Source organism: Arthrobacter sp. CJ23 (genome assembly GCF_024741795.1).
Lineage (GTDB): Bacteria > Actinomycetota > Actinomycetes > Actinomycetales > Micrococcaceae > Arthrobacter.
Genome location: NZ_CP102950.1, coordinates 4,042,770 through 4,063,121 on the forward strand (window position 1 = coordinate 4,042,770; position 20,352 = coordinate 4,063,121).

Below are 20,352 nucleotides of genomic sequence, written 5' to 3' on the forward strand. Positions count from 1 at the left end.
GCGTGAATCCTGTCAATTCTGGCATGTTCCTGAATTTTTTCAGGGCTTTCCAAGATTGTGAGGCCAATCACTCCACAATGGCTATGGATACTTACCAACCGTTCAGGAAGCAGGAGAACAGATGTCGATCGCCTCAGACGCCAAGGAGATGCAGGGAGAAATCGCCCGGTTCCGCCACGAGCTCCACCAGGAACCGGAAATTGGCCTGGACCTCCCGCGTACCCAGGAAAAGGTACTCAAGGCGCTCGACGGACTCCCGTACGAAATCACCCTCGGTGAGAGCACGACGTCGGTCACGGCGGTCCTGCGCGGCGGCGCGCCGCACACTTCTGCAGAGAAGCCGGCGGTCCTGCTCCGCGCCGACATGGACGGCCTTCCCGTCCAGGAACGCACCGGCGTCGAGTACACCTCGCGGATCGACGGCGCCATGCACGCCTGCGGCCATGACCTCCACACCTCCATGCTTGCCGGTGCCGCCCGCCTGCTGGCCGAGCGCCGCGATCAGATCGCCGGCGACGTGGTCCTGATGTTCCAGCCCGGCGAGGAAGGTTTCGACGGCGCGGGCCACATGATCCGCGAAGGCGTCCTGGACGCTGCCGGCCGCCGGGTCGACGCCGCTTACGGCATGCATGTGTTTTCCTCCCTGGAGCCGTACGGCCAGTTCTGCACCAAACCGGGAGTGATGATGAGCGCCTCGGACGGACTCTTCGTCACGGTCCTCGGTGCCGGTGGGCACGGTTCGGCACCCTATTCAGCCAAGGACCCCGTGACGGCGGCCGCAGAAATGGTGACGGCGCTGCAGGTCATGATCACGCGGCAGTTCAGCATGTTCGATCCGGTAGTCCTGACCGTGGGCGTCCTCCATGCCGGAACCAAGCGCAACGTCATTCCCGAATCTGCCCGGTTCGAAGCCACCATCCGCACCTTCTCGGAAGCCTCCCGCGACCGGATGATGACCGCCATCCCGCAGCTCCTCAAGGGCATCGCCGCCGCACACGGGCTCGACGTTGACGTCGATTACCGCGGCGAATACCCCATGACCGTCACGGACGAGGCCGAGACCCACACCGCCGAAAACGTCATCTCGGACATGTTCGGCGATTCCCGGCTCTCCCGCTGGGCCACGCCGATAAGCGGCTCGGAGGATTTCTCCCGGGTACTCGCCGAAGTGCCGGGAACCTTCGTGGGCCTCAGCGCCGTACCGCGGGGCGTGGACCACACCAGTTCACCGTTCAACCACTCCCCCTACGCCACGTTCGACGACGGCGTCCTCTCCGACGGCGCGGCGCTCTACGCGGAGCTCGCCGTCTCCCGCATCGCGGCCCTTGCCGCCGCCAACTGACCTTCCCGCCACCCTTTGGAGCAAGACATGACGTCAACCGTAGGCACCCAGGCCACAGTCCAGGTCCACAAGTCCCACCTGCGGACACTCATCGGCACCGGCATCGGCAACGCCGTTGAATGGTACGACTGGGCCATCTACGCCACCTTCTCGCCCTTCATCGCGAGCGCCCTGTTCAGCAGCGCCGACCCGACGTCGGCGGTCCTGTCCACGCTGGCGATCTTCGCCGTCGGCTTCGTCGCCCGCCCCTTCGGCGGCTTCGTGTTCGGCTGGATCGGCGACCGGATCGGCCGCAAGACGTCCATGACGTTCGCCGTCGGCCTCGCGGCCCTCGGCAGCCTGCTCATCGGCATCGCCCCCACCTTCGAGTCCGTGGGCGCCTTCGCCTCCGTGATGCTGCTGGTGGCCCGCCTCATCCAGGGCCTGGCCCACGGCGGCGAGCTGCCGTCGTCGCAGACGTACCTTTCCGAGATGGCCCCCAAGGAAAAGCGCGGCTTCTGGGCCACGCTCATCTACACCTCCGGCACCGCAGGCATCCTGGCCGGCACGCTGCTGGGCGCCATCCTGACCGGCGTGCTGAGCAAGGCCGACATGAACGCCTGGGGCTGGCGCATCCCGTTCCTTATCGGCGGGGCGCTGGGCGTCTACGCCCTGGTCATGCGGGCCCGCATGAAGGAAACCGAGGCCTTCGAGGCCGAGACCCCCAAGGAGAAGCACGAGCCGATGTGGCCGCAGATCTGGCGGCACCGCAAGCAGGCCCTGCAGGTCATCGGCCTGACCGTCGGCCTCACCGTGAGCTACTACATCTGGGGCGTCGTGGCTCCGAGCTACGCGTCCACCACCCTGAAGATGGATCGGGGCGCAGCCCTCTGGGCCGGAGTCATCGCCAACATCGTGTTCATCGCCGCACTGCCGTTCTGGGGCAGGCTGTCCGACCGCATCGGCCGCAAGCCGGTCCTGATCATGGGCGCCGCCGGCGCGGCACTGCTCCACTTCCCCATGACCTGGCTCCTGAAGGACTCCCCCTGGCAGCTGGCCGTCACCATGTCCGTGATGCTGTTCTTCATCGCCGCCAGCGCCGCGATCGTCCCGGCCGTCTACGCCGAGCTCTTCCCCACCAAGATCCGCACCGTGGGCGTCGGCGTCCCCTACTCCATCTGTGTTGCGGTCTTCGGCGGCACGGCTCCGTACCTGCAGACGTGGCTCGGCACCATCGGCCAGGCCCAGCTGTTCAACGTTTACGCAGTGGTCCTGCTGGTGATCGGCATCGCGTTCGTCTTCACCATCCCGGAGACCAAGGGCAAGGACCTGACGCACTAGGGACTCAAGCACCACGGGTTCGACGGCGGTCTGCACCGAAAGGCGCGGGCCGCCGTCGGCGTCTGATCCGGTCTGCCCGGCTGTTAGCCGCCCACAAACCTCTTGCGCCCGGCCCGGTATCCGAACACGGCGGCCAGGGAGCCGACCACGAGGAACAGGATGCCGGCCGCGGCGAAGCCTCCCGTGGCCTGGTGCAACTGACCCACCATGAGCGTTCCCGTGGAACCCAGGCCGTAGCCCACGCCCTGCATCATGCCGGACAGGTGCGCGGCGGTGTGCGCGTCCCGCGTCCGCAGCATGATCATGGTCAGTGCCACGGCCGTCAGGCTCCCCTGGCCCAGCCCCAGGAGTCCGGTCCAGACCCAGATCAGCTCCGTGGGGCCGAAGATGCTCAGGGCGAAGCCGCCGCCGGTCATCAGCGCCACCACGGCGTTGATGGCGCGCTGGTCCTTGAACCGGGCGGCCAGGCCCGGCGCCAGGAAGGAACCCAGCATCTGCAGGACGATCGAGACGGACACGATCAGCCCGGCCGTGCCGCCGTCGATTCCGCGGTCGCGCAGGATCGGCGCCAGCCAGGCGAACACGCTGAAGGACATCATGGCCTGCAGTGCCATGAAAATGGTCACCTGCCAGGCCACGGCCGAGCGCCACACATTGACGCCGCCGGCTGCCACGCCGTGGCGGACCGGATGCTGGCGCAGCGCCAGCGGCAGGAACAGCAGGAGCACGACGCCGGCGGGCAGCGCCCAGAACCACAGCGCCGAGGTCCAGTGCCCGGCAGCGGTGAAGACGGGGTAGGTGAAGCCGGCCCCGAGGGCCGCCGAGGCGCAGATGGCCGTGGTGTAGAGCCCGCCCATGAGGCCGAGCCGGTGCGGGAAGTCGCGCTTGACCAGGCCCGGAAGGAGCACGTTGCACAGGGCGATCGCGGCGCCACACGCCGCCGTGCCGAGGAGGAGCGCCGGCAGGTGGCCGGCGCCGGCGAGGTCCATGGGGCGCAGCAACAGCCCGGCCGTCAGCATGGCCATCGCACCCAGCAGCACCCGTTCGGCGCCGAAGCGGCGGGCCAGGACCGGGGCCAGCGGCGCGAACACGCCCAGCAGGGTGACGGGCACGGTGGTGAGGACCACCACCGCCCAGCCCGGCAGGCCGGCGTCGGCGGTGACTTCCGGCAGCACCGCCGAGAAGCTGGAAAACACGGTCCGCAGGTTGAGGCCGATCAGGACCAGGCAGATCCCCAGGAAAACGAGCCCGCGGCGCGTCGTGACCCGGGTGGGTTCGGCTGCGGGGACGTCGTCGATCTCGGCGTCGACGAGCAGTTCGGAGGCGGCCAGCTCAGAGGCGGCTGTGGCGGGTTTCTCGGGAGGTGTCACGCCCCCCATTCTCGCAGTTGCGCCAGGACATCCCACATCCTCCCCACAGTGTGAAATGGCCCGCCCTTTCCATCAGCACGCGGGAAGCGCACCATGTTGCTATGGACGGCGTCGGGGTTGCCGTCAGGGGGATCGGAGGTGCGATGAAGCGCACCAAGAAGTCAAGGAAAGCGGAAGCTGCGGACCCGCTCGCGCCGGAACCGGCCGCCGTCGCGTCGGACGACCGGGACGACACCCCGCGCAAGCCAGGGGGCAAGCCGCTGTGGCTGCGGCCCGTCACGTGGGTCGCAGGAATCATCGTGGCCGCGCTCGGCGTGGCACTCAGCAACCTCCTGGTCCCGTTCTTCGGCGGCTTCCTGGAACGGGCCACCACCACAGGGGAGCCAGTGCGCGTCGACAACGTGCGCATCACCGATCTGGGCGGCAACTCCTTCGCTTTCCCGGACTCCGCACAGTTCTCCGGCCGGGACCTGGCCGAGCTGAACTCCTCGCCCGATCCGGCCGCGTGGCTCGAATCCCGCGGCGGCGTGCGGGCCGGCGCTTTGTGGATTCAGCTGACGGTGTCCGGCAACCGGCCCGACGGCGTCCGCATCCTGGATCTGAAGCCGGCCGGCAGTTGTTCCACTCCCCATGCCGGAACACTGTTCGTCTCACCGCCGGCGGGTGGGGAGAACGCCCAGATGGTGTTCCTCCACCTCGACAACTTCGGGGCGTCGGCCACCTACCGGCCGGAAGGCGCCGACCCCATGGCCCACGAGGAACGGCCGTACTTCCTGGACAAGACCATCTCCCTGAAGAAGGACGAGCAGTTCGTGCTGCTGGTGATGCTGGACAGCAAGAAATCCCTGTGCTCCGTGGAACTCGACTTCACCGTCCTCGACGCCGGCAAAACAGTCTCCCAGCGGGTCAGCAACCAGGGGGCACCGTTCACGGTCACTGCCGAGCTCAGCCGCCAGGCCTGGCAGCAAACGTTTCTTGGCGGGGTGATGTGCACGGGCGACTTCGTGCCCGCCACAGACGCCTGGCTGCTGGACCAGCCCGGCGATCCCTGCGGCGCCCCGCTGCCGTAGCCGGCGGTTATCCACATAGCCAGACCCGGCCGCCTGGCCCTCCCGGTCCGCAGGTATTCTGGAAGGGATGAGTGAAACCCCAGAATCCCCCGATGCACCGCGCCCCGTGACCCCCGGAAGCCAGGCCTCCTTCGGCACCTACGGCGGCCGGCCTGTCAGTTTTGTGCGCCGCGGCACCCGCCTGCAAGGCCGCCGCCAGGCTGCATGGGAAGAGCACTCGGACCGCTGGGCCATCCAGGTACCGCGGCATGTGGCCAACACCTCGGTGCACCCGGACTACACCTTCGACGCCGAGGCGGAGTTCGGGCGCAAGGCGCCCCTAATCGTGGAGATCGGATCAGGCCTGGGTGACGCCGTCTGCCACGCCGCCGAGCAGAACCCGGACAAGGACTTCCTGGCCGTGGAGGTCTACACCCCGGGCCTGGCCAACACGCTGATCAAGATCAACAGCCGCGGCCTCACCAATGTGCGCGTGGTGGAGGCCAACGCCCCCGAGGTCCTGGAATCCATGCTCCCCGCCGGCTCCGTGAGCGAGCTCTGGGTCTTCTTCCCGGACCCTTGGCACAAGGCCCGGCACCACAAGCGCCGGCTCATCCAGCCCGCCTTTGCCGGCATCGCGGCCAAGGCCCTGGAAAAGGGCGGCTTCTGGCGGATCGCCACAGACTGGTCCAACTACGCCGTGCACGTGCGCGAGGTCCTGGCCGGTTCCACCGAGTTCGAGAACATGCACGAGGGCGAGCGGAGCGGCACCGAAAGCCCCCTCACCCAGGTGTGGGAGTCCGGCGTCGAGTCCATGGTGGGCGGCGCGCCGGTCAAGGAAGGCCGCGCCCCCGTCAGCACGGAACACACCGGACCCAACGAAGGCGTGGACCATGTGGGCGGCTGGGCTCCCCGCTTCGACGGCCGCATCCGCACCAGCTTCGAGGGCAAGGCGCACGAAGCCGGCCGCATGATCTTCGACCTCACGTACCGCAGGATCTAGCCAACACGATTTGGGGGAATCATGAGTGACCAGCCGCAGCAGCTTTCCTACGCCCCGGCCCCGCCTGCCAGTCCCAAGGGGCTCGGTCCAGGAATCGCCAGCGCGGTCCTGGCCATACTGGTGCCTATGACCCTCGCCGTCACCTTCCCCATCGGACTCTTCGCTGCGTTGTTCACCCGGGGCGACTATGGTTCCGGCGGCACGCTGCGCTGGGTCATGCCGGCCGTAATGTGGGGTGTCCCCGGCCTCCTGGCGCTCATCGCCGTGATCACGGGCATCACTGCCGTGAGCCTGTCCAAGCGCTGGGACGCCGCCCGGGTTCTGGGCAGCATCGGGCTGTCCCTCACTGCGCTGTGCGTTGCCGGAGTGTTACTGCTGGCCCACCGCTCCGGAACGCCGTTGTACTGACATGCCCCAGGTACGTGCGGAACGGTTCATCCGGCTGGACCCGGAGACGGCCTTTGCCCTGTCCCAGACCACCGGCGAATTCCGGTTGAAGTGGGACCCCTTCATTTCCGCGCAGGGCTTTCTGGACGGCGCCACCGCCGCCGGCAAGGGCGTCCGCACTCGCACAGTGTCCCGGCTGGGCCTGCGCATGGTCAGCGAATACGTCTCCTACACGCCACCCAGGAACGTGGGCATGACGATGGTGTCCGGCCCGTGGTTCTTTGAGAACTTCGGCGGCGGCTGGCGTTTCACCCCCGACGACGGCGGCACCCGCGCCGTCTGGAAGTACACCTTCTCTTGCCGCCCGGCTTTCCTGAGGCCCGTCGCGGAGCGGATCGGCGCCTGGCTGCTGGGCCGCGAAATCGAGCGGCGGATCGAGGCATTCGCCCGCGCCTGCGAGAACCAGGACCTCCTCGCGGAGCTGCGTTCCGGCAACTGACAGCGTTCCGGCAACTGACAGCGCACCGAAACAACCGGGCGCCGAAACAACAGCGTTCCGGCATACAGACAGCCCCCTGCCGGTCCGCTGGTGCGGACCCGCAAGGGGCTGTGTCTACTGCTTGGTGTTGCCTACAGAGTGGTGCTAGACCAGCGTGGCGGTGGCCCGCAGGGGTTCCAGCGGCACGTGCCGCACCGCTCCCTTGTCTGCCGAGAGCGCGAACGCGGCGTAGGCGCGCAGCGCCGGTGAGACGGCACGCTCACGGTTGCGGGGCTGGTAGCCGGTGGTGGCTTCCAGCAGTGCACGGCGGCGGTCAAGTTCGTCGTCGGGCACTTCCACCGTGATGGAACGGGAGGGGATGTCGATGGAAATCGTGTCCCCGTCCTCGACGAGCGCGATGGCTCCTCCCGCGGCAGCCTCCGGGGAGATGTGGCCGATGGACAGTCCCGAGGTGCCGCCGGAGAAGCGGCCGTCGGTGATCAGGGCGCACTTCGCGCCCAGCCCCAGGCCCTTCAGGAACGACGTCGGGTAGAGCATTTCCTGCATGCCCGGGCCGCCGCGGGGTCCTTCGTAGCGGATGACCACCACGTCGCCGGCCACGATCCGCTTGCTCAGGATGGCCTCCACGGCGGCATCCTGGGATTCGAAGACCACGGCCGGGCCGGAGAACTTGAAAATCGATTCGTCCACGCCGGCGGTCTTCACCACGCAGCCGTCCACCGAGATGTTGCCCCGGAGCACGGCCAGGCCGCCCTCCACGGTGTGGGCGTTCTTGACCGAGCGGATGCAGCCGTTCGCATCGTCGGTGTCCAGGGTGTCCCAGCGCTCGGACTGGGAGAAGGCCGTGGCGGAGCGGACGCAGCCGGGGGCCGCGTGGAACAGTTCGACCGCGGCGTCCGTGGCCTTGCCGCCGCGGATGTCCCAGTCGTCCAGCCAGGAGCGCAGGTCCGGGCCGTGGACGGAGCGCACATCGTGGCGGAGCATTCCGCCGCGGTCCAATTCGCCCAGGATCGCGGGGATGCCGCCGGCGCGGTGGACGTCCTCCACCAGGTAGTCGCCGTTGGGGGCAACCTTGGTGAGGCAGGGGGTGCGGCGGGAGATCGCGTCGATGTCTTCGAGCGTGAAGTCCAGCTCGGCCTCCTGTGCTGCGGCGAGCAGGTGCAGGATGGTGTTGGAGGAGCCGCCCATGGCGATGTCCATGGTCATGGCGTTCTCGAACGCCGCACGGCCGGCGATGGCGCGCGGCAGTACGCTTTCATCGTCATCGGAGTAGTAGGCGTTGGTGATGTCCACGATCGCCTTGCCGGCGTCCTGGTACAGCGCCTTGCGGGCCGTGTGCGTGGCCAGGATGGTGCCGTTGCCCGGCAGCGAGAGGCCGAGCGCTTCGGTGAGGCAGTTCATGGAGTTGGCCGTGAACATGCCCGAGCAGGAACCGCACGTGGGGCAGGACGTTTCCTCGATGGCCAGAAGGTCCTCGTCGGAGACGGAGTCGTTGACGGCGTCGGCGATGGCGGAGATCAAGTTCAGGCGCTTGCGGACGGTACCGTCCACCAGGACGGCGGTGCCGCCCTCCATGGGGCCGCCGCTGACAAAGACGGTGGGGATGTTCAGGCGCATGGCGGCCATCATCATGCCGGGGGTGATCTTGTCGCAGTTGGAGATGCAGATCAGGGCATCGGCGCAGTGCGCGTTGACCATGTACTCCACCGAGTCGGCGATCAGGTCGCGGGAGGGCAGCGAGTAGAGCATGCCGCCGTGGCCCATGGCGATGCCGTCGTCCACGGCAATGGTGTTGAATTCGCGCGGGATGCCGCCGGCCTCGATGATGGCGTCGGAGACGATGCGCCCCACCGGCTGGAGGTGGGTGTGTCCGGGGACAAATTCGGTGAAGCTGTTGGCGACGGCGATGATCGGCTTGCCGAAATCGGCGCCGTTGACGCCTGCAGCGCGGAGGAGGGCGCGGGCACCGACCATGTTGCGGCCGTGGGTGACTGTTCGTGAACGTAGTGGAGGCATCAAACCAGTCAACCAGTGAGGGGCCCGCAGTGGAAGTCGGCGCTGGTACTAGTAGTGGGAGTGCTAGATTCGATGGAATGAATGATGAACGACGGCGGGAACTGGGCCAGTTCCTGCGCGACCGCCGGGCGAACCTCGTGCGCGCGGAGCTGGGGCTGGCGCCCATCGGCCGCAACCGCACCCTGGGGCTGCGCCGGGAGGAGGTGGCGTCCTTCGCCGCGGTCAGCGTCACCTGGTACACCTGGATCGAACAGGGCCGGGAAGTCAACGCCTCCAGGCAGGTGCTCGAGGCCATCGCGCGCGTGCTTGGCCTGACCGGTGCTGAAAAAACGTATGTGCTGGCGATGGGCGGCTACACGCCTGTTCCGGCCGCCGAGACGGCCATGATCGAGGAAGCCCCCGCACACCTGCAGCGCCTCCTTGATTCCCTCGGCTTCCCGGCCTTCGCCGTGGCCCCGGACTGGGGCATCACCGGCTGGAACCGGGCCTACGCCGGCCTGTACTCGCGGATCGCGTCCGTGGACCCGGCCGAGCGGAACCTGCTCTGGCTGATCTTCACGGACCCGCACCTGCGCGAGATGCTGCCCGACTGGGAAGAGACCTCACGCCACTTCGTGGCCGAGTTCCGGGCCGAGGCGGGTGCCCGGCTCGGATCGGCGGCCCACACCGAGCTGATCAGCCGGCTCGGCAAGGCCAGCCCGGAATTCGCCCAGCTCTGGGCCGACCGCGGCGTGGAGCGGTTCGCCTCAAGGCAACGGGTCTTCCTGCATCCCGTCCTGGGCGAACTGGTCTTTGAACAGCACCGCCTGGTGCCCTCGGACGCACCGGACCTGCACCTGGTCATGTACGCCCCGGTGCCGGGTACGTCCACCGCACAAAGGATGCCGGCACTCGTGGCGGGCTAGTGCGGAGGTCCCTTCCCAACACTCGCAAGCTCGTGTCGGGGCCCTCGGAACGCCGTTTGGTCCTGGCGCATTGCCCGCCTGTGCTTTGCGTGCTCTCCGGGCACCGGCTATCCTGTGTGATGTGTCACCCCACGGTGGCACGCGCTTATGATCTGCGGCGGGAGAGTCCTGCCGGTACATTCAGCAGGCGCCGTAGGAGCAAACCCTCCCCAGGAATCTCTCAGGCCCATGTACCGCCGCGGCAAGGCAACTCTGGAAAGCAGTCCGGTTTACCGGGCTCACCGACGGTGCAAGTGGTCCTGCAGGAGCAGGGACACGGAATCTCTCAGGTCCAATACAGAGCGGGGAGGAACCCGAATCATCGTGGCACCCTTGTGCCACCTGAATTATGGAGTTCCTCATGACCCTGGCACCTGAAGGCCGCAAGCTGCTGCGCGTTGAACAGCGCAACGCCGCCGTCCCGGTCGAACGCAAGCCCGAATGGATCAAGGCCAAGGTCCAGATGGGCCCGGAGTTCGTGGGCCTGAAGAACCTCGTCAAGAAGGAAGGCCTGCACACCGTCTGCGAGGAAGCCGGCTGCCCCAACATCTTCGAATGCTGGGAAGACAAGGAAGCGACCTTCCTGATCGGCGGCTCCGAATGCACCCGCCGCTGCGACTTCTGCCAGATCGACACCGGCAAGCCCTCCCCCGTGGACCGCTTCGAACCCACCAAGGTGGCCCGCTCCGTGCAGGCCATGAACCTGCGCTACGCCACCGTCACCGGCGTGGCCCGCGACGACCTCGCGGACGAGGGCGTCTGGCTCTACGCCGAGACCGTCCGCAAGATCCACGAACTGAACCCCGGCACCGGCGTCGAACTGCTCATCCCGGACTTCTCCGGCAAACCCGAGCACATCGCCGCGATCTGCGACTCCGCCCCGGAGGTGTTCGCGCACAACGTCGAGACCGTGCCCCGCATCTTCAAGCGCATCCGGCCCGCGTTCCGCTACGAACGCTCCCTGGACGTCATCACCCAGGGCCGGGACCTGGGCATGGTCACCAAGTCCAACCTCATCCTGGGCATGGGCGAAACCCGCCAGGAGATCTCCGAGGCCCTCGCGGACCTGCACGCCGCCGGCTGCGACCTGATCACCATCACCCAGTACCTGCGCCCCTCCGAACGGCACCTGCCCGTGGACCGCTGGGTCAAGCCCCAGGAATTCGTGGACCTCGCCACCGAGGCCGAGGAGCTCGGCTTCCTGGGCGTCATGTCCGGGCCCCTGGTCCGCTCCTCCTACCGCGCCGGCCGGCTCTGGGCCACCGCGATGCGCAAGAAGGGCCGGCAGATCCCCGCCCACCTGGCCCACATCGCCGAAGGCATCCAGGACTCCGGCACCACCCGCCAGGAAGCCCGCACCATCCTCGCCGCCCACGCCGGCGCCTGACACCCGTACCTGAGACCCGTAGAGGATCAAAGATGTTCCCCACACGACTTGAGATCATCCCTTCCGAGGGCATCGTCGAAAAGGTCCGCGCGGCCGTGCCGCTGGGCACCACGCTCACCATCACCTGCCTGCCCCACCACGGCATCGGGCGCACCATGCGGGCCGCCGTCGAGCTCTCGCGGCTCGGCTACAGGGCCGTCCCGCACCTCGCGGCCCGTGCCCTGGAGGACCGCTCGCAGCTGGCCGGAATCCTGCGCGACTGCGACGGCGCCGGCATCCGGGAAGTCTTCGCCGTCGGCGGGGACACGCCGCGGCCCGCAGGACCCTACGGCACGTCGGCAGAACTGATGGAAGACATCGCCCAGTACTCCGGCGGCAGCATCGCCGTCGGCGTGGCCGGCTACCCCGAGGGCCACCCGGCCGTGTCCGGACTGGACCTGCTGGAAGACCTGCTGACCAAGCAGCACATGGCCAGCCACGTGGTCACGCAGATGTGCTTCTCCGCCCCGAAAATCGTCGACTTCGTGGCCCTGCTGCGCCGCGAAGGCGTGGATCTGCCCGTGTGGGCTGGCGTGGCCGGCGCCGTTCCCCGGACGAAGCTCGTCTCGCTGGCAACCCAGATCGGCGTCGGCACCTCCCTGAAGTTCCTCAGCCGCAAGGGCCCGCTCGCCCGCCGGCTCCTGAGCGGGGACCGGTATTCGCCGGCGCCCCTCGTGGCCGGACTCGCGGAGAACCAGGACAGGATCGCGGGCATCCATCTCTACACCTTCAACAGCCTGGACGCAGCCGCTGCAAATCAGGCCGCCGCGGACCACGCGGCCGCACCGGACGCCCTCGGCACCGCACCGGCGTCGGCCTGAGGGAGCACCCCGACGACCTCGTGGCGGTGGGCCGGGACGCCGAGTGCAAGGCGCTGAGCAACGCGGTCCGCTGGCACTGCGAGGGCAGGATCCTGCTGCTCGGCAACCGGACGGTGATCCTGCGCTAGCGGGCCACCAAGCTTCCGGGCGCCTTATCCGAAATTTGGGATAAATATGGATTGATTGAAATAGAACTTGCATTGGGCAGGAGGGCCTTCGGCGGCCGTGCTACGGCACCGAAATCGCGGCCACCGTGCGCTGGGCTTCGTCTCGGAGCTCGACGCCGGCGATCCCGGCCAGCTGCACGGGCGTGGCGCCGGTGACCTTGATGCGGCCGCTGGGCGTGGCGGTCCAGCCGCAGGCAAGCTCCTCGGCGCCGTCCCGGCCCTTCACCCACAGGTACAGGGTGCCCTCCAGCGGCATGCTCCGGCCGTCCACCTCCAGCTCGGTGCCCCAGGTCTTCTTCACCATGCCCACCGTCAGCTGCAGCCCGCTGCCCGCCTGCACCGAGTAGCTCGCGTCCGGTTTGGGCGGCTGGTTCAGCAGCGGCCCGGCCAGGAAGCCCAGCGCCAGGCAGGCGGCGGCGACGCCCGCCATAACAGCCGAGCGCCGGCGTCGGGACGTCCGCCTGCGCGCCGCAAGCTCGTCCAGCACCTTGTGCTTGAGGGTTTCGGCAGGCTCCACCAGGAGCGGGGAGGGGTCGACGGCGGGGCGCCCGGCGGTGAGCGCCACGGCGTCGGGCGCGGGAACGGCGTCGAGCAGCGCCGGAAGGCTTTCGAGCTCCTCAAGCTCGCGGCGGCACTCCGCGCACCCGGCGAGGTGGTCCTCGAAGGCGCGCGCCTCGGCCGCTTCCAGGCCGCCCAGCAGATAGGCGCCGAGCAGCTGGTGGATGGCGTTTCCGCTCATCGTGCCACCCCCATTTCGTCGAGGATCGTGCGGAGGGCCTTCACTGCGTAGAAGGCCCGGGATTTGACGGTGCCGCTGGGGATGTTCAGCCTCAGGGCCGCCTCGTTCACGGTGAAGCGCTGGTAGTGCAGGGCCACCAGGACCTCGCGGTGCTCGGTGCTGAGCCGGAGCAGCGCCTCTTCCATCAGGACACGGTTCAGGAGCTCGTCCACGCGCTCCGAGGCGCCGCGATCCGGCAGGTCTTGCTCGCCGGTTTCCGAGGGCCGGCGCTGGGCCTTGCGGTAGTTGTCGATGATGACGTTGCGGGCCGTGCGGAACAGGTAGCTGCGCAGGCTTCCGGTGATCTGCGGGGCGTGCTGCCACACGCGCAGGATGGTTTCCTGCACGACGTCGTCCGCCAGGTTCGCGTCCGGCGTGCAGCTGAGCACAAAGCGGCGCAGCGCGGTCCCATGGTCGCGGTAGATCGCGGCCACCACGTCCTCGTCCAGCGGCATCCTTGCCTCCTGTGTCTTCCGGCAGTTCCCGGCTCCGGGCATTCCGGCTCTTCTGCGATACGACGTGCCCATCGCGGAAAAGGTTCAGTCCCGTGAACCATTCTTCCCCCGGCGGCGTCGTAGGAGTTAGCGCCCGGCCACCTTTCGGCCGGCCCTAGCAAAGGAGCCAGACATGAAGAAGCAACTCGGCCTCGGACTCAGCGTGCTGGCGTTGGCCGCAGCCATCACTGCCTGCGGCGGCACCACCGGCACCACGCCCACCTCGTCCGCACCGGCGTCGAGCGCCCCGTCCTCGGCGGCTCCGACGTCGGCCGCGCCTTCCAGCCCGGCCGCCGCTGCCGCTGAACTGAAGACCGCAGCCTCCAGCGCCGGCCAGATCGTGGTGGACGGTAAGGGCATGAGCGTCTATTTCTTCACCAAGGACGTCAAGGATTCGGGCACCAGCGCCTGCGCAGGTGCCTGCGTGGCGATGTGGCCGGCCGTGACCACCGCGTCGGCCACCCCCTCGGTTGACGGCGTCACCGGGACCATCGGGACCATCACCACCGCCGACGGGAAGAAGCAGCTGACCATCAACGGCCTGCCGGTCTACTACTTCGCGAACGACAAAGCCCCCGGCGACATCCTCGGCCAGGGCTTCAGCGGCGTCTGGTACCTGGTGAGCCCTACCGGCGAGATGATCAAGGGCGCCGCGATGGGGTACTGACCACCAACGCGGGGTCAGTTACGGCCCATGTCGGGGGTCATGATGGGCCCTAACTGACCCCGCGTTGCTTGCGCCCGGACCATCCCGCTGCCGGTTCGCCGGAGGGCCCGCAGCGCTCCGGCGGGGCCCATCTTCGGCCGGAGTCACTTGACTTGCGTTGGATGGGTTGTCCGCTTAGATTGTCCGGACTGGAGCCTCCTTGAGGTTCCCGGAGGAGGCGCAGTTCCCCCGCTCAACCAGGCGGGTTCAAGGTCTTATGGGGGTATACATGATTCGTGCATCACATTGGTCCAGGGTTTTGCGGTTCGTGACCACGCTCGTAGCGGTGTTCGCTGTTGTTTTCGCGTCCGTAGCGCCAGCCAACGCTGCCGGGAACCGGACGGTGGTAGGCAGCAGCGAAGGTGCTGTACTGCTGGAGCCGACGCCGGCCCAGAAATCCGAGGCGATGAAGCGGCTGGAACAGGCCCGCCTGGCCGATCCTGTCGGCTTCGCAAAACGTCTGCACCTCATCCAGGGCTCGAAGGAACTCACGCAGTACCTGTCCGCGGACAACCGCTTCGACGCCGGGTTGCAGCAGCAGTTCCTGGCAGCGGCCATGCCAACAGATGCCCTTGAAGCCCTCGTGTCGATGACAGATTCCGGTTACCTCGCCCTGGAAATAAAGGACGGGCCGGGAAACACCAAGGTCGCGACACTCAGCAAAGCCAAACCATCCATGATCGGTGGAGGCAAAGGCAGCATTGCGATGAAACCAATGTATCCGCAATGCGCGTCCGCGTGGGCCGCTCTCTGGGCCTGGTGGGGAACGAACATGGCCTTCTGCGGTGCGATGGGCTTTTTCGGCCCCATGGCCATGATCGGCTGCTCGGCAGCAATGACGATCGCTGGAGGCGTTATTGACTTCAACAGGGGGTGCTGATGAACACCACAACCGAACCCGCGCAACGGAACTACTGGCTGGGGCTATCCGCGATGTACGGGCTGACCTTGAGCGTGGTAGCCATGGCCCCCTGGCCGTGGCCCTTGATCATGGTGGCCTCATTTCTGCTCTTCGCAGCCCTCCAAGCCATGCACTACCGCCAACTCGGCCGCCACATCCAAGGCAAACTCGCCACAGCGAACCCGGGCGGGGCCGCCCTGACCGGAACCTTCGGACTCGGCGCTATCCTCCTCCAAGGTTCACCAATTGCCTTGTGGGCCGGCCCCCTGCTGGGGCTCATCACGTTCATCGGCACGTACCTCTACCTACATAAGTACGGACGCTTCCACAAAGCTTCCTCCGCAACAACAAACTAAGAAGAAGAAGTAAGCAAGAGGGCTCCGCCCGGGGGTTGAACCAGTTCCCCCGGGCGGAGCCCTCTTGCTGGAAAGTCCAACACACCCAAAATTCAAAGCGAGCAGCGAACGTACCTTTACCGCCAACCGCTGTTCAGTTCTTAATCAACCCCGGGGTTCCCTGGCTGAGCTTGCGAGGCCAGGGGGACGGTGGGGAGGATGTCTGCCGCCCAAACGCGGCGAGGAACTAGGCGTCCTCGAACTCCTCGGACTCTTCGAACTCCACGGCGGCGATGATTTCCTTGGTCTCCGGGTGGATCATGAAGGCCTCGTCGTCGTCTTCGACCATGATGTAGTCGCCGTGGTCCGTGGCGAAGTGCCAGGCCAGGGTCTTCTCGCCGTCGTGGATGTAGTTGGGGTCGCCCATGGTGATCTTCTGCAGCTCGTAGCCGGCCACGGCGCAGAGTTCGCGGATGATGAGTTCGAACTCGGGGGCGTTCTCCAGTGCCTCTTCGGCGGCCTCGGCCTGGCGTTCCTCAAGGTTCGGGATGAGGGCGACGCGGCCGGCGATGTGGGCCTTGAGCTCCTCCTCGTCCAGGACCAGCAGGTTCTCCTGGGCACGGAGCCAGGCTGCGTTCAGGACCACGATGTCTTCGGTTTCCAGCAGTGCCTCGAACTCGCCGTCGAGCTCCTCCAGTTCGGTGACGGCCTCCGGGGTGGCCTCGGACTCGTCCAGTTCACCGTCCAGGTAGACCTCGGCGTCGTCGTCACTGAGGGCGTCGAACGCGGCAACGGTGCGGTTGAACAGGTCCAGGTGGCCGGCGGCGCCCATGCCTGCCAGGCCGGCCCGGACGTAGCCGTCAACCTCTTCACGCTCCGGCACGGTGAACACGTACTGGGCGAAACCGCCGGAAAGCGCCTGGGTCAGGTAGAAATCGACGAAGTAGCTGCCCAGTGCGTTGGGGGCCATTTCCTCGCTGATGAGGAGTTCCTGGTACATCTCATTCACAACGTCCACGTTGGCGTCCACGACGTCCTCGTTGCGGCCCTCGAGGCCGGCCTTGGTCAGAACGACGGGGTACTCATTGCTGGTCATGGGAATTCCTCACTGCTGAAAGCTGGTGGTGCTCCGGACACCTTCAAGGTACGCGCGGCAAGGCGTCCGCAATCGATATGGAGGTTAACGCCGGGCGAAGTTTGGGGGCCGTTTGCGGCTGGCCCACGCCGCCCGGGTTCCCTGGCCTCGCGTAGCGAGGTGAGGGAGGCGGTGGGGCTGGCTAGGATTAGGCAGATAACCTTCTTCCGAAAGTAGCCGTGCGAATGCCGTCCCACACCGATGACAACTGGGAACTGGCCATACAGACTCCTGCCATAAACGACCGCTCGCTGGCGGCCGGACTGGCGTACGCCATGGGCAGCAGGGTGAGCGGGATTTCCTTCGACCCCGCCACCGGGCTCATGATCGGCAAGGTCCGCGGGAACGGCCCGCAGCCGTATTCGACGTCGGCAAAACTGGTCCGCAAGCCCGTCGGCTGGACCTGCACTGTGGGCATCTGCAGCTGCCCGGTCCGCAAGGACTGCAAGCACGTGGCGGCGCTGCTCTTCACCGCGGAGGACCACCCGCTGGTGCGCGCACAGCTCATGGCCGCCACCACCAGCCCGCAGACTTCGTCCCGCCCCGGCTCCACGGACCAGGGCGGTTCCTCGCGCCCGGCCTGGGAGCTGGCGCTCAACAAGCTGATCGCGCAGCCGGGCAGCGCCTCCCCCGGCACAGGCCTGCCGCTGGCCCTGCAGTTCGAGGTCGAGGAACCCGCCACGCACTTCTCCTACACGGGCCGCCGGGACCCCATGCGCAGCGTCCGCCAGCTCAAGGCCCGCCCCGTGATGATGGGCGCCAAGGGCAAGTGGATCCGCGGCGACGTCTCCTGGAACAACCTCAGCTACGTCAGCTACCGGCGCGAATTCAACGAATCCCACGTCGAGTGGCTGCAGTCCTTCCTGGCAGCGCACGGTTCCAGCAACGGCCGCCAGCAGCCCTCCGGCGCCATGTGGCTGAGCCTGAACGACTTCGCCGGCAAGAACCTGTGGGCGCTCCTGGCCGAGGCCGCCAAGGCTGGCATACCCCTCCTCCACACCGCCGGAAACGAGCCCGTCCACGTCAGCGCGGAGGCCGCCGTCGTCGGCTTGAGCCTGGCGCGGAACAGCGCGGCGGGCGCCGGCAGCCCCGCGCCGGACGCGGGAACGCCCGACGGCGGCCTGCGGCTGGCGCCGTCGGTCTCCCTCGGCGGGGAGCCGGTTGACCCGGCCGCCGTGGGCTTCCTCGGCAAGCCGGCCACCGGCATCTTCTTCACCCAGCGCGGGCCCGAACAGCTCCCCGGGATCCCCACGCTGGAGAACATCATCACGCTGGCACCGCTCGAGGGCGGGCTCAGCGACGAGCTGCTGGAATTCGTCGCGGACGGCGCCACCCTGCAGATCCCGGCGCGGGACGAGAGCCGATTCCTGACCTCCTTCTACCCCAAGCTGCGGCAGTCCACCAAGGTGCAGGCCGCGGACAAGTCCGTGGAGCTGCCCACGCTGGCGGTGCCCACCCTGTCCCTGCTGGCCAACTACGGGACCGACCACAAGGTGCGCCTGCACTGGGAATGGCACTACAAGTCCGGCACCCTGGTCACGGCGCAGGCCCTGTGGCGCCACCCGGACGACCACGGCTACCGCGACGACGCCGAGGAAGCCCGCATCCTGGAGTCCATTGGCAAGCCCTGGGAAGTGGTTCCGGCGCTGGCCGAGTCCGCGTCCGGCGGCTGGGGAACGCCCCGGTTGGTGGCCTCTGCCGAGCTGGACGGCCTGGACACCCTGGCGTTCACCGAGGAGGTGCTGCCCGCGCTCCAGCAGCTGCCCGACGTCGTGGTGGACACCGCCGGAGACATGGCCGACTACCGCGAGGCCGCAGAGGCCCCCGTGGTGTCCATCTCCACGAAGGCCACGGACAGCCGCGACTGGTTCGACCTCGGCATCGTCATCACGCTCGAGGGCGAACCCGTGTCCTTCGCCGCGGTGTTCTCCGCGCTCGCCGCGGGCCAGACGCGCATGCTGCTGCCCAGCGGCGCCTGGTTCTCCCTGGACCTGCCCGAGCTGCACCAGCTGCGCGCCCTGATCGACGAGGCCCGCTCGCTGCAGGACAACCCGGACGGCAAGGACGGGACCCTGCAGATCAGCCGCTTCCAGGCCGGGCTCTGGGACGAGCTGGCGCAGCTGGGGATCGTGGACGAGCAGGCGGCCGCGTGGCGCGAGGCCGTGGGCGGATTGCTCGACGACGGCGTGACCGGGCTTCCGCTGCCGGCCGGCCTTAACGCCGAGCTTCGCCCGTACCAGCTGGAGGGTTTCAACTGGCTCAGCTTCCTGTTCCGGCACAGCCTGGGCGGGGTGCTGGCCGACGACATGGGCCTGGGCAAGACCGTGCAGGCGATCGCGCTGATGTGCGCGGCGAAGGAGCAGGCCGCTTCGCCTGAGGGCGGCGGGGCTGCCGACGGCGGCGCCCCGTTCTTGGTGGTTGCCCCCACCAGCGTGGTGGGAAACTGGGCGGCCGAGGTGCAGCGCTTCGCGCCTGGGCTCTCGGTCCGGACCATCGGGGAAACCTTTGCCAAGAGCGGCACCGATCCGCTCGAGGCGTTGTCCGGGGCCGACGTCGTGATCACCTCCTACGCGCTGTTCCGGATCGACTACGACGCCTACGCCTCGCTCGCCTGGGCCGGGCTCATGCTGGACGAGGCGCAGTTCGTGAAGAACCACCAGTCCAAGGCCTACCAGTGCGCCCGCAAGCTGCCGGCTGCCTTCAAGCTGGCCATCACGGGCACGCCGCTGGAAAACAACCTCATGGAATTCTGGGCGCTGACTTCCATCGTGGCACCGGGGCTGTTCTCGAGCCCGCGGCGCTTTGCGGAGTACTACCAGAAGCCGGTCGAAAAGAACGGCGACAAGGCGCAGCTGGCCAAGCTCCGCCGTCGGGTCCGTCCGCTCATGATGCGCCGCACCAAAGAGCAGGTCATCAAGGACCTGCCGCCCAAGCAGGAGCAGATCCTCGAGGTGGTGCTCAACCCGCGGCACCACAAGGTCTACCAGACGCACCTGCAGCGCGAACGGCAGAAGATCCTGGGCCTGATCGACGACGTCAACAAGAACCGCTTCACCATCTTCCAGTCCCTCACCCTGCTGCGGCAGCTGAGCCTGGACGCCTCGCTGGTGGACGAGTCCCTGTCCGGCGTGCGGTCCTCCAAACTCGATGTGCTCTTTGAGCAGCTCGAGGACCTGGTGGCCGAGGGACACCGGGCCCTGATCTTCAGCCAGTTCACCGGCTTCCTCGGCAAGGTGCGGGACCGGCTGGACGCCGAGGGAGTGGAGTACTGCTACCTGGATGGCAGCACGCGGAACCGCGCCGACGTGGTCAGCGAGTTCAAGAACGGCCAGGCGCCGGTGTTCCTGATTTCCCTGAAGGCCGGCGGCTTCGGCCTGAACCTCACCGAGGCCGACTACGTGTTCCTGCTGGATCCCTGGTGGAACCCGGCCTCCGAGGCGCAGGCCGTGGACCGCACGCACAGGATCGGGCAGGCCCGGAACGTCATGGTGTACCGGCTGGTGGCCAAGGACACCATCGAGGAAAAGGTCATGGCGCTCAAGGCGAAGAAGTCGCAGCTGTTCGCGGACGTGATGGAGGGCGACGCCCTCTCCGGCGGGGCCCTGACGGCGGAGGACCTGGCGGGGCTGTTCAGCGACTGACGCCGCTCAACCCATCGC

At 67.7% G+C, this 20,352-nt stretch carries 18 protein-coding genes, 1 pseudogene and 1 riboswitch; of the genes and pseudogenes, 14 read left to right on the forward strand and 5 right to left on the reverse strand.

All coding sequences use genetic code 11. The features are described 5' to 3' along the window. Positions 1-121 precede the first annotated feature (121 nt). Together NVV90_RS18225 and NVV90_RS18230 are read left to right on the forward strand one after the other, a co-directional pair. Positions 122-1,342: a M20 family metallopeptidase gene (locus NVV90_RS18225; RefSeq protein WP_258438649.1), complete on the forward strand. Its 1,221-nt coding sequence runs from the start codon at positions 122-124 to the stop codon at positions 1,340-1,342. Between the two features lie 27 nt (positions 1,343-1,369). Further along, positions 1,370-2,662, forward strand: a complete 1,293-nt coding sequence (locus NVV90_RS18230) for an MFS transporter (RefSeq protein WP_258438650.1) — start codon at positions 1,370-1,372, stop codon at positions 2,660-2,662. A gap of 83 nt (positions 2,663-2,745) precedes the next feature. On the opposite strand, the gene NVV90_RS18235 is transcribed toward NVV90_RS18230, so the two are convergent. After that, positions 2,746-4,041 (reverse strand): MFS transporter, encoded by a 1,296-nt coding sequence (locus tag NVV90_RS18235; protein WP_258438651.1) that lies wholly within the window; start codon positions 4,039-4,041, stop codon positions 2,746-2,748. A gap of 92 nt (positions 4,042-4,133) precedes the next feature. On the opposite strand from NVV90_RS18235, the gene NVV90_RS18240 reads away from it, so the two are divergent. The 4 genes from NVV90_RS18240 to NVV90_RS18255 all read left to right on the forward strand — a co-directional run bounded on the left by NVV90_RS18240 (position 4,134) and on the right by NVV90_RS18255 (position 6,970). After that, complete coding sequence (locus NVV90_RS18240; protein WP_258438652.1) at positions 4,134-5,102, forward strand: hypothetical protein; 969 nt, start codon at positions 4,134-4,136, stop codon at positions 5,100-5,102. 67 nt (positions 5,103-5,169) lie between these two features. After that, on the forward strand, positions 5,170-6,084 hold the full coding sequence (gene trmB, locus NVV90_RS18245; RefSeq protein ID WP_258438653.1) for a tRNA (guanosine(46)-N7)-methyltransferase TrmB: 915 nt from the start codon (positions 5,170-5,172) through the stop codon (positions 6,082-6,084). Positions 6,085-6,105: 21 nt separating this feature from the next. After that, positions 6,106-6,492, forward strand: coding sequence for a hypothetical protein (locus NVV90_RS18250; protein WP_258438654.1), 387 nt, complete (start codon positions 6,106-6,108; stop codon positions 6,490-6,492). Between the two features lies 1 nt (position 6,493). Further along, entirely contained in the window at positions 6,494-6,970 is a 477-nt protein-coding gene (locus tag NVV90_RS18255) for a type II toxin-antitoxin system RatA family toxin (protein WP_258438655.1), read from the forward strand. 144 nt (positions 6,971-7,114) lie between these two features. On the opposite strand, the gene ilvD is transcribed toward NVV90_RS18255, so the two are convergent. Next, positions 7,115-8,986 (reverse strand): dihydroxy-acid dehydratase, encoded by a 1,872-nt coding sequence (ilvD, locus tag NVV90_RS18260; protein ID WP_258438656.1) that lies wholly within the window; start codon positions 8,984-8,986, stop codon positions 7,115-7,117. A 77-nt stretch (positions 8,987-9,063) separates the two neighbouring features. On the opposite strand from ilvD, the gene NVV90_RS18265 reads away from it, so the two are divergent. From NVV90_RS18265 to NVV90_RS18280, 4 genes and pseudogenes are all read left to right on the forward strand, one after another. After that, the gene (locus tag NVV90_RS18265; RefSeq protein WP_258438657.1) at positions 9,064-9,891 is read left to right on the forward strand and encodes a helix-turn-helix transcriptional regulator; all 828 of its coding nucleotides are present in this window, start codon (positions 9,064-9,066) and stop codon (positions 9,889-9,891) included. Positions 9,892-10,039: 148 nt separating this feature from the next. Beyond that, positions 10,040-10,137, forward strand: a riboswitch (glycine riboswitch). Between the two features lie 154 nt (positions 10,138-10,291). Continuing rightward, entirely contained in the window at positions 10,292-11,317 is a 1,026-nt protein-coding gene (gene lipA, locus NVV90_RS18270) for a lipoyl synthase (protein WP_258438658.1), read from the forward strand. A 32-nt stretch (positions 11,318-11,349) separates the two neighbouring features. Continuing rightward, positions 11,350-12,177 (forward strand): methylenetetrahydrofolate reductase, encoded by an 828-nt coding sequence (locus NVV90_RS18275; protein WP_258438659.1) that lies wholly within the window; start codon positions 11,350-11,352, stop codon positions 12,175-12,177. A gap of 8 nt (positions 12,178-12,185) precedes the next feature. Continuing rightward, positions 12,186-12,305 (forward strand): annotated as a pseudogene (locus tag NVV90_RS18280) (formyltetrahydrofolate deformylase); the annotation flags it as partial. 100 nt (positions 12,306-12,405) lie between these two features. Here NVV90_RS18280 and NVV90_RS18285 read toward each other — a convergent pair. Both NVV90_RS18285 and NVV90_RS18290 read right to left on the reverse strand, forming a co-directional pair. Next, a complete protein-coding gene (locus NVV90_RS18285; RefSeq protein WP_258438660.1) occupies positions 12,406-13,083 on the reverse strand; it encodes a zf-HC2 domain-containing protein in 678 nt (225 codons plus the stop codon). Then, complete coding sequence (locus NVV90_RS18290) at positions 13,080-13,577, reverse strand: sigma-70 family RNA polymerase sigma factor (RefSeq protein WP_258438661.1); 498 nt, start codon at positions 13,575-13,577, stop codon at positions 13,080-13,082. Before NVV90_RS18290 ends, NVV90_RS18285 begins: the two co-directional genes overlap by 4 nt. A 172-nt stretch (positions 13,578-13,749) precedes the next feature. Between NVV90_RS18290 and NVV90_RS18295 the strand changes: the two genes are divergently transcribed. From NVV90_RS18295 to NVV90_RS18305, 3 genes are all read left to right on the forward strand, one after another. Beyond that, a complete protein-coding gene (locus tag NVV90_RS18295) occupies positions 13,750-14,283 on the forward strand; it encodes a hypothetical protein (RefSeq protein ID WP_258438662.1) in 534 nt (177 codons plus the stop codon). Positions 14,284-14,590: 307 nt separating this feature from the next. Beyond that, the gene (locus NVV90_RS18300; RefSeq protein ID WP_258438663.1) at positions 14,591-15,202 is read left to right on the forward strand and encodes a hypothetical protein; all 612 of its coding nucleotides are present in this window, start codon (positions 14,591-14,593) and stop codon (positions 15,200-15,202) included. Further along, complete coding sequence (locus NVV90_RS18305; protein ID WP_258438664.1) at positions 15,202-15,579, forward strand: hypothetical protein; 378 nt, start codon at positions 15,202-15,204, stop codon at positions 15,577-15,579. The genes NVV90_RS18300 and NVV90_RS18305 overlap by 1 nt, the downstream gene beginning before the upstream one ends. A gap of 226 nt (positions 15,580-15,805) precedes the next feature. On the opposite strand, the gene NVV90_RS18310 is transcribed toward NVV90_RS18305, so the two are convergent. Continuing rightward, positions 15,806-16,654 (reverse strand): hypothetical protein, encoded by an 849-nt coding sequence (locus tag NVV90_RS18310; protein WP_258438665.1) that lies wholly within the window; start codon positions 16,652-16,654, stop codon positions 15,806-15,808. Positions 16,655-16,878: 224 nt separating this feature from the next. Between NVV90_RS18310 and NVV90_RS18315 the strand changes: the two genes are divergently transcribed. Next, the gene (locus NVV90_RS18315) at positions 16,879-20,334 is read left to right on the forward strand and encodes a DEAD/DEAH box helicase (protein ID WP_258438666.1); all 3,456 of its coding nucleotides are present in this window, start codon (positions 16,879-16,881) and stop codon (positions 20,332-20,334) included. Positions 20,335-20,352: the final 18 nt, after the last annotated feature.

Bases quoted from the DNA above. Each gene is read 5' to 3' on its own strand.
- NVV90_RS18250 (WP_258438654.1), top strand. From the start codon at position 6,106: ATGAGTGACCAGCCGCAGCAGCTTTCCTACGCCCCGGCCCCGCCTGCC.
- ilvD (WP_258438656.1), bottom strand. From the start codon at position 8,986: ATGCCTCCACTACGTTCACGAACAGTCACCCACGGCCGCAACATGGTC.
- NVV90_RS18290 (WP_258438661.1), bottom strand. From the start codon at position 13,577: ATGCCGCTGGACGAGGACGTGGTGGCCGCGATCTACCGCGACCATGGG.
- trmB (WP_258438653.1), top strand. From the start codon at position 5,170: ATGAGTGAAACCCCAGAATCCCCCGATGCACCGCGCCCCGTGACCCCC.
- NVV90_RS18235 (WP_258438651.1), bottom strand. From the start codon at position 4,041: ATGGGGGGCGTGACACCTCCCGAGAAACCCGCCACAGCCGCCTCTGAG.
- NVV90_RS18305 (WP_258438664.1), top strand. From the start codon at position 15,202: ATGAACACCACAACCGAACCCGCGCAACGGAACTACTGGCTGGGGCTA.
- NVV90_RS18315 (WP_258438666.1), top strand. From the start codon at position 16,879: ATGCCGTCCCACACCGATGACAACTGGGAACTGGCCATACAGACTCCT.
- NVV90_RS18230 (WP_258438650.1), top strand. From the start codon at position 1,370: ATGACGTCAACCGTAGGCACCCAGGCCACAGTCCAGGTCCACAAGTCC.
- NVV90_RS18275 (WP_258438659.1), top strand. From the start codon at position 11,350: ATGTTCCCCACACGACTTGAGATCATCCCTTCCGAGGGCATCGTCGAA.
- NVV90_RS18285 (WP_258438660.1), bottom strand. From the start codon at position 13,083: ATGAGCGGAAACGCCATCCACCAGCTGCTCGGCGCCTATCTGCTGGGC.
- NVV90_RS18310 (WP_258438665.1), bottom strand. From the start codon at position 16,654: ATGACCAGCAATGAGTACCCCGTCGTTCTGACCAAGGCCGGCCTCGAG.
- NVV90_RS18295 (WP_258438662.1), top strand. From the start codon at position 13,750: ATGAAGAAGCAACTCGGCCTCGGACTCAGCGTGCTGGCGTTGGCCGCA.
- NVV90_RS18255 (WP_258438655.1), top strand. From the start codon at position 6,494: ATGCCCCAGGTACGTGCGGAACGGTTCATCCGGCTGGACCCGGAGACG.
- lipA (WP_258438658.1), top strand. From the start codon at position 10,292: ATGACCCTGGCACCTGAAGGCCGCAAGCTGCTGCGCGTTGAACAGCGC.
- NVV90_RS18265 (WP_258438657.1), top strand. From the start codon at position 9,064: ATGAATGATGAACGACGGCGGGAACTGGGCCAGTTCCTGCGCGACCGC.
- NVV90_RS18240 (WP_258438652.1), top strand. From the start codon at position 4,134: ATGGACGGCGTCGGGGTTGCCGTCAGGGGGATCGGAGGTGCGATGAAG.
- NVV90_RS18225 (WP_258438649.1), top strand. From the start codon at position 122: ATGTCGATCGCCTCAGACGCCAAGGAGATGCAGGGAGAAATCGCCCGG.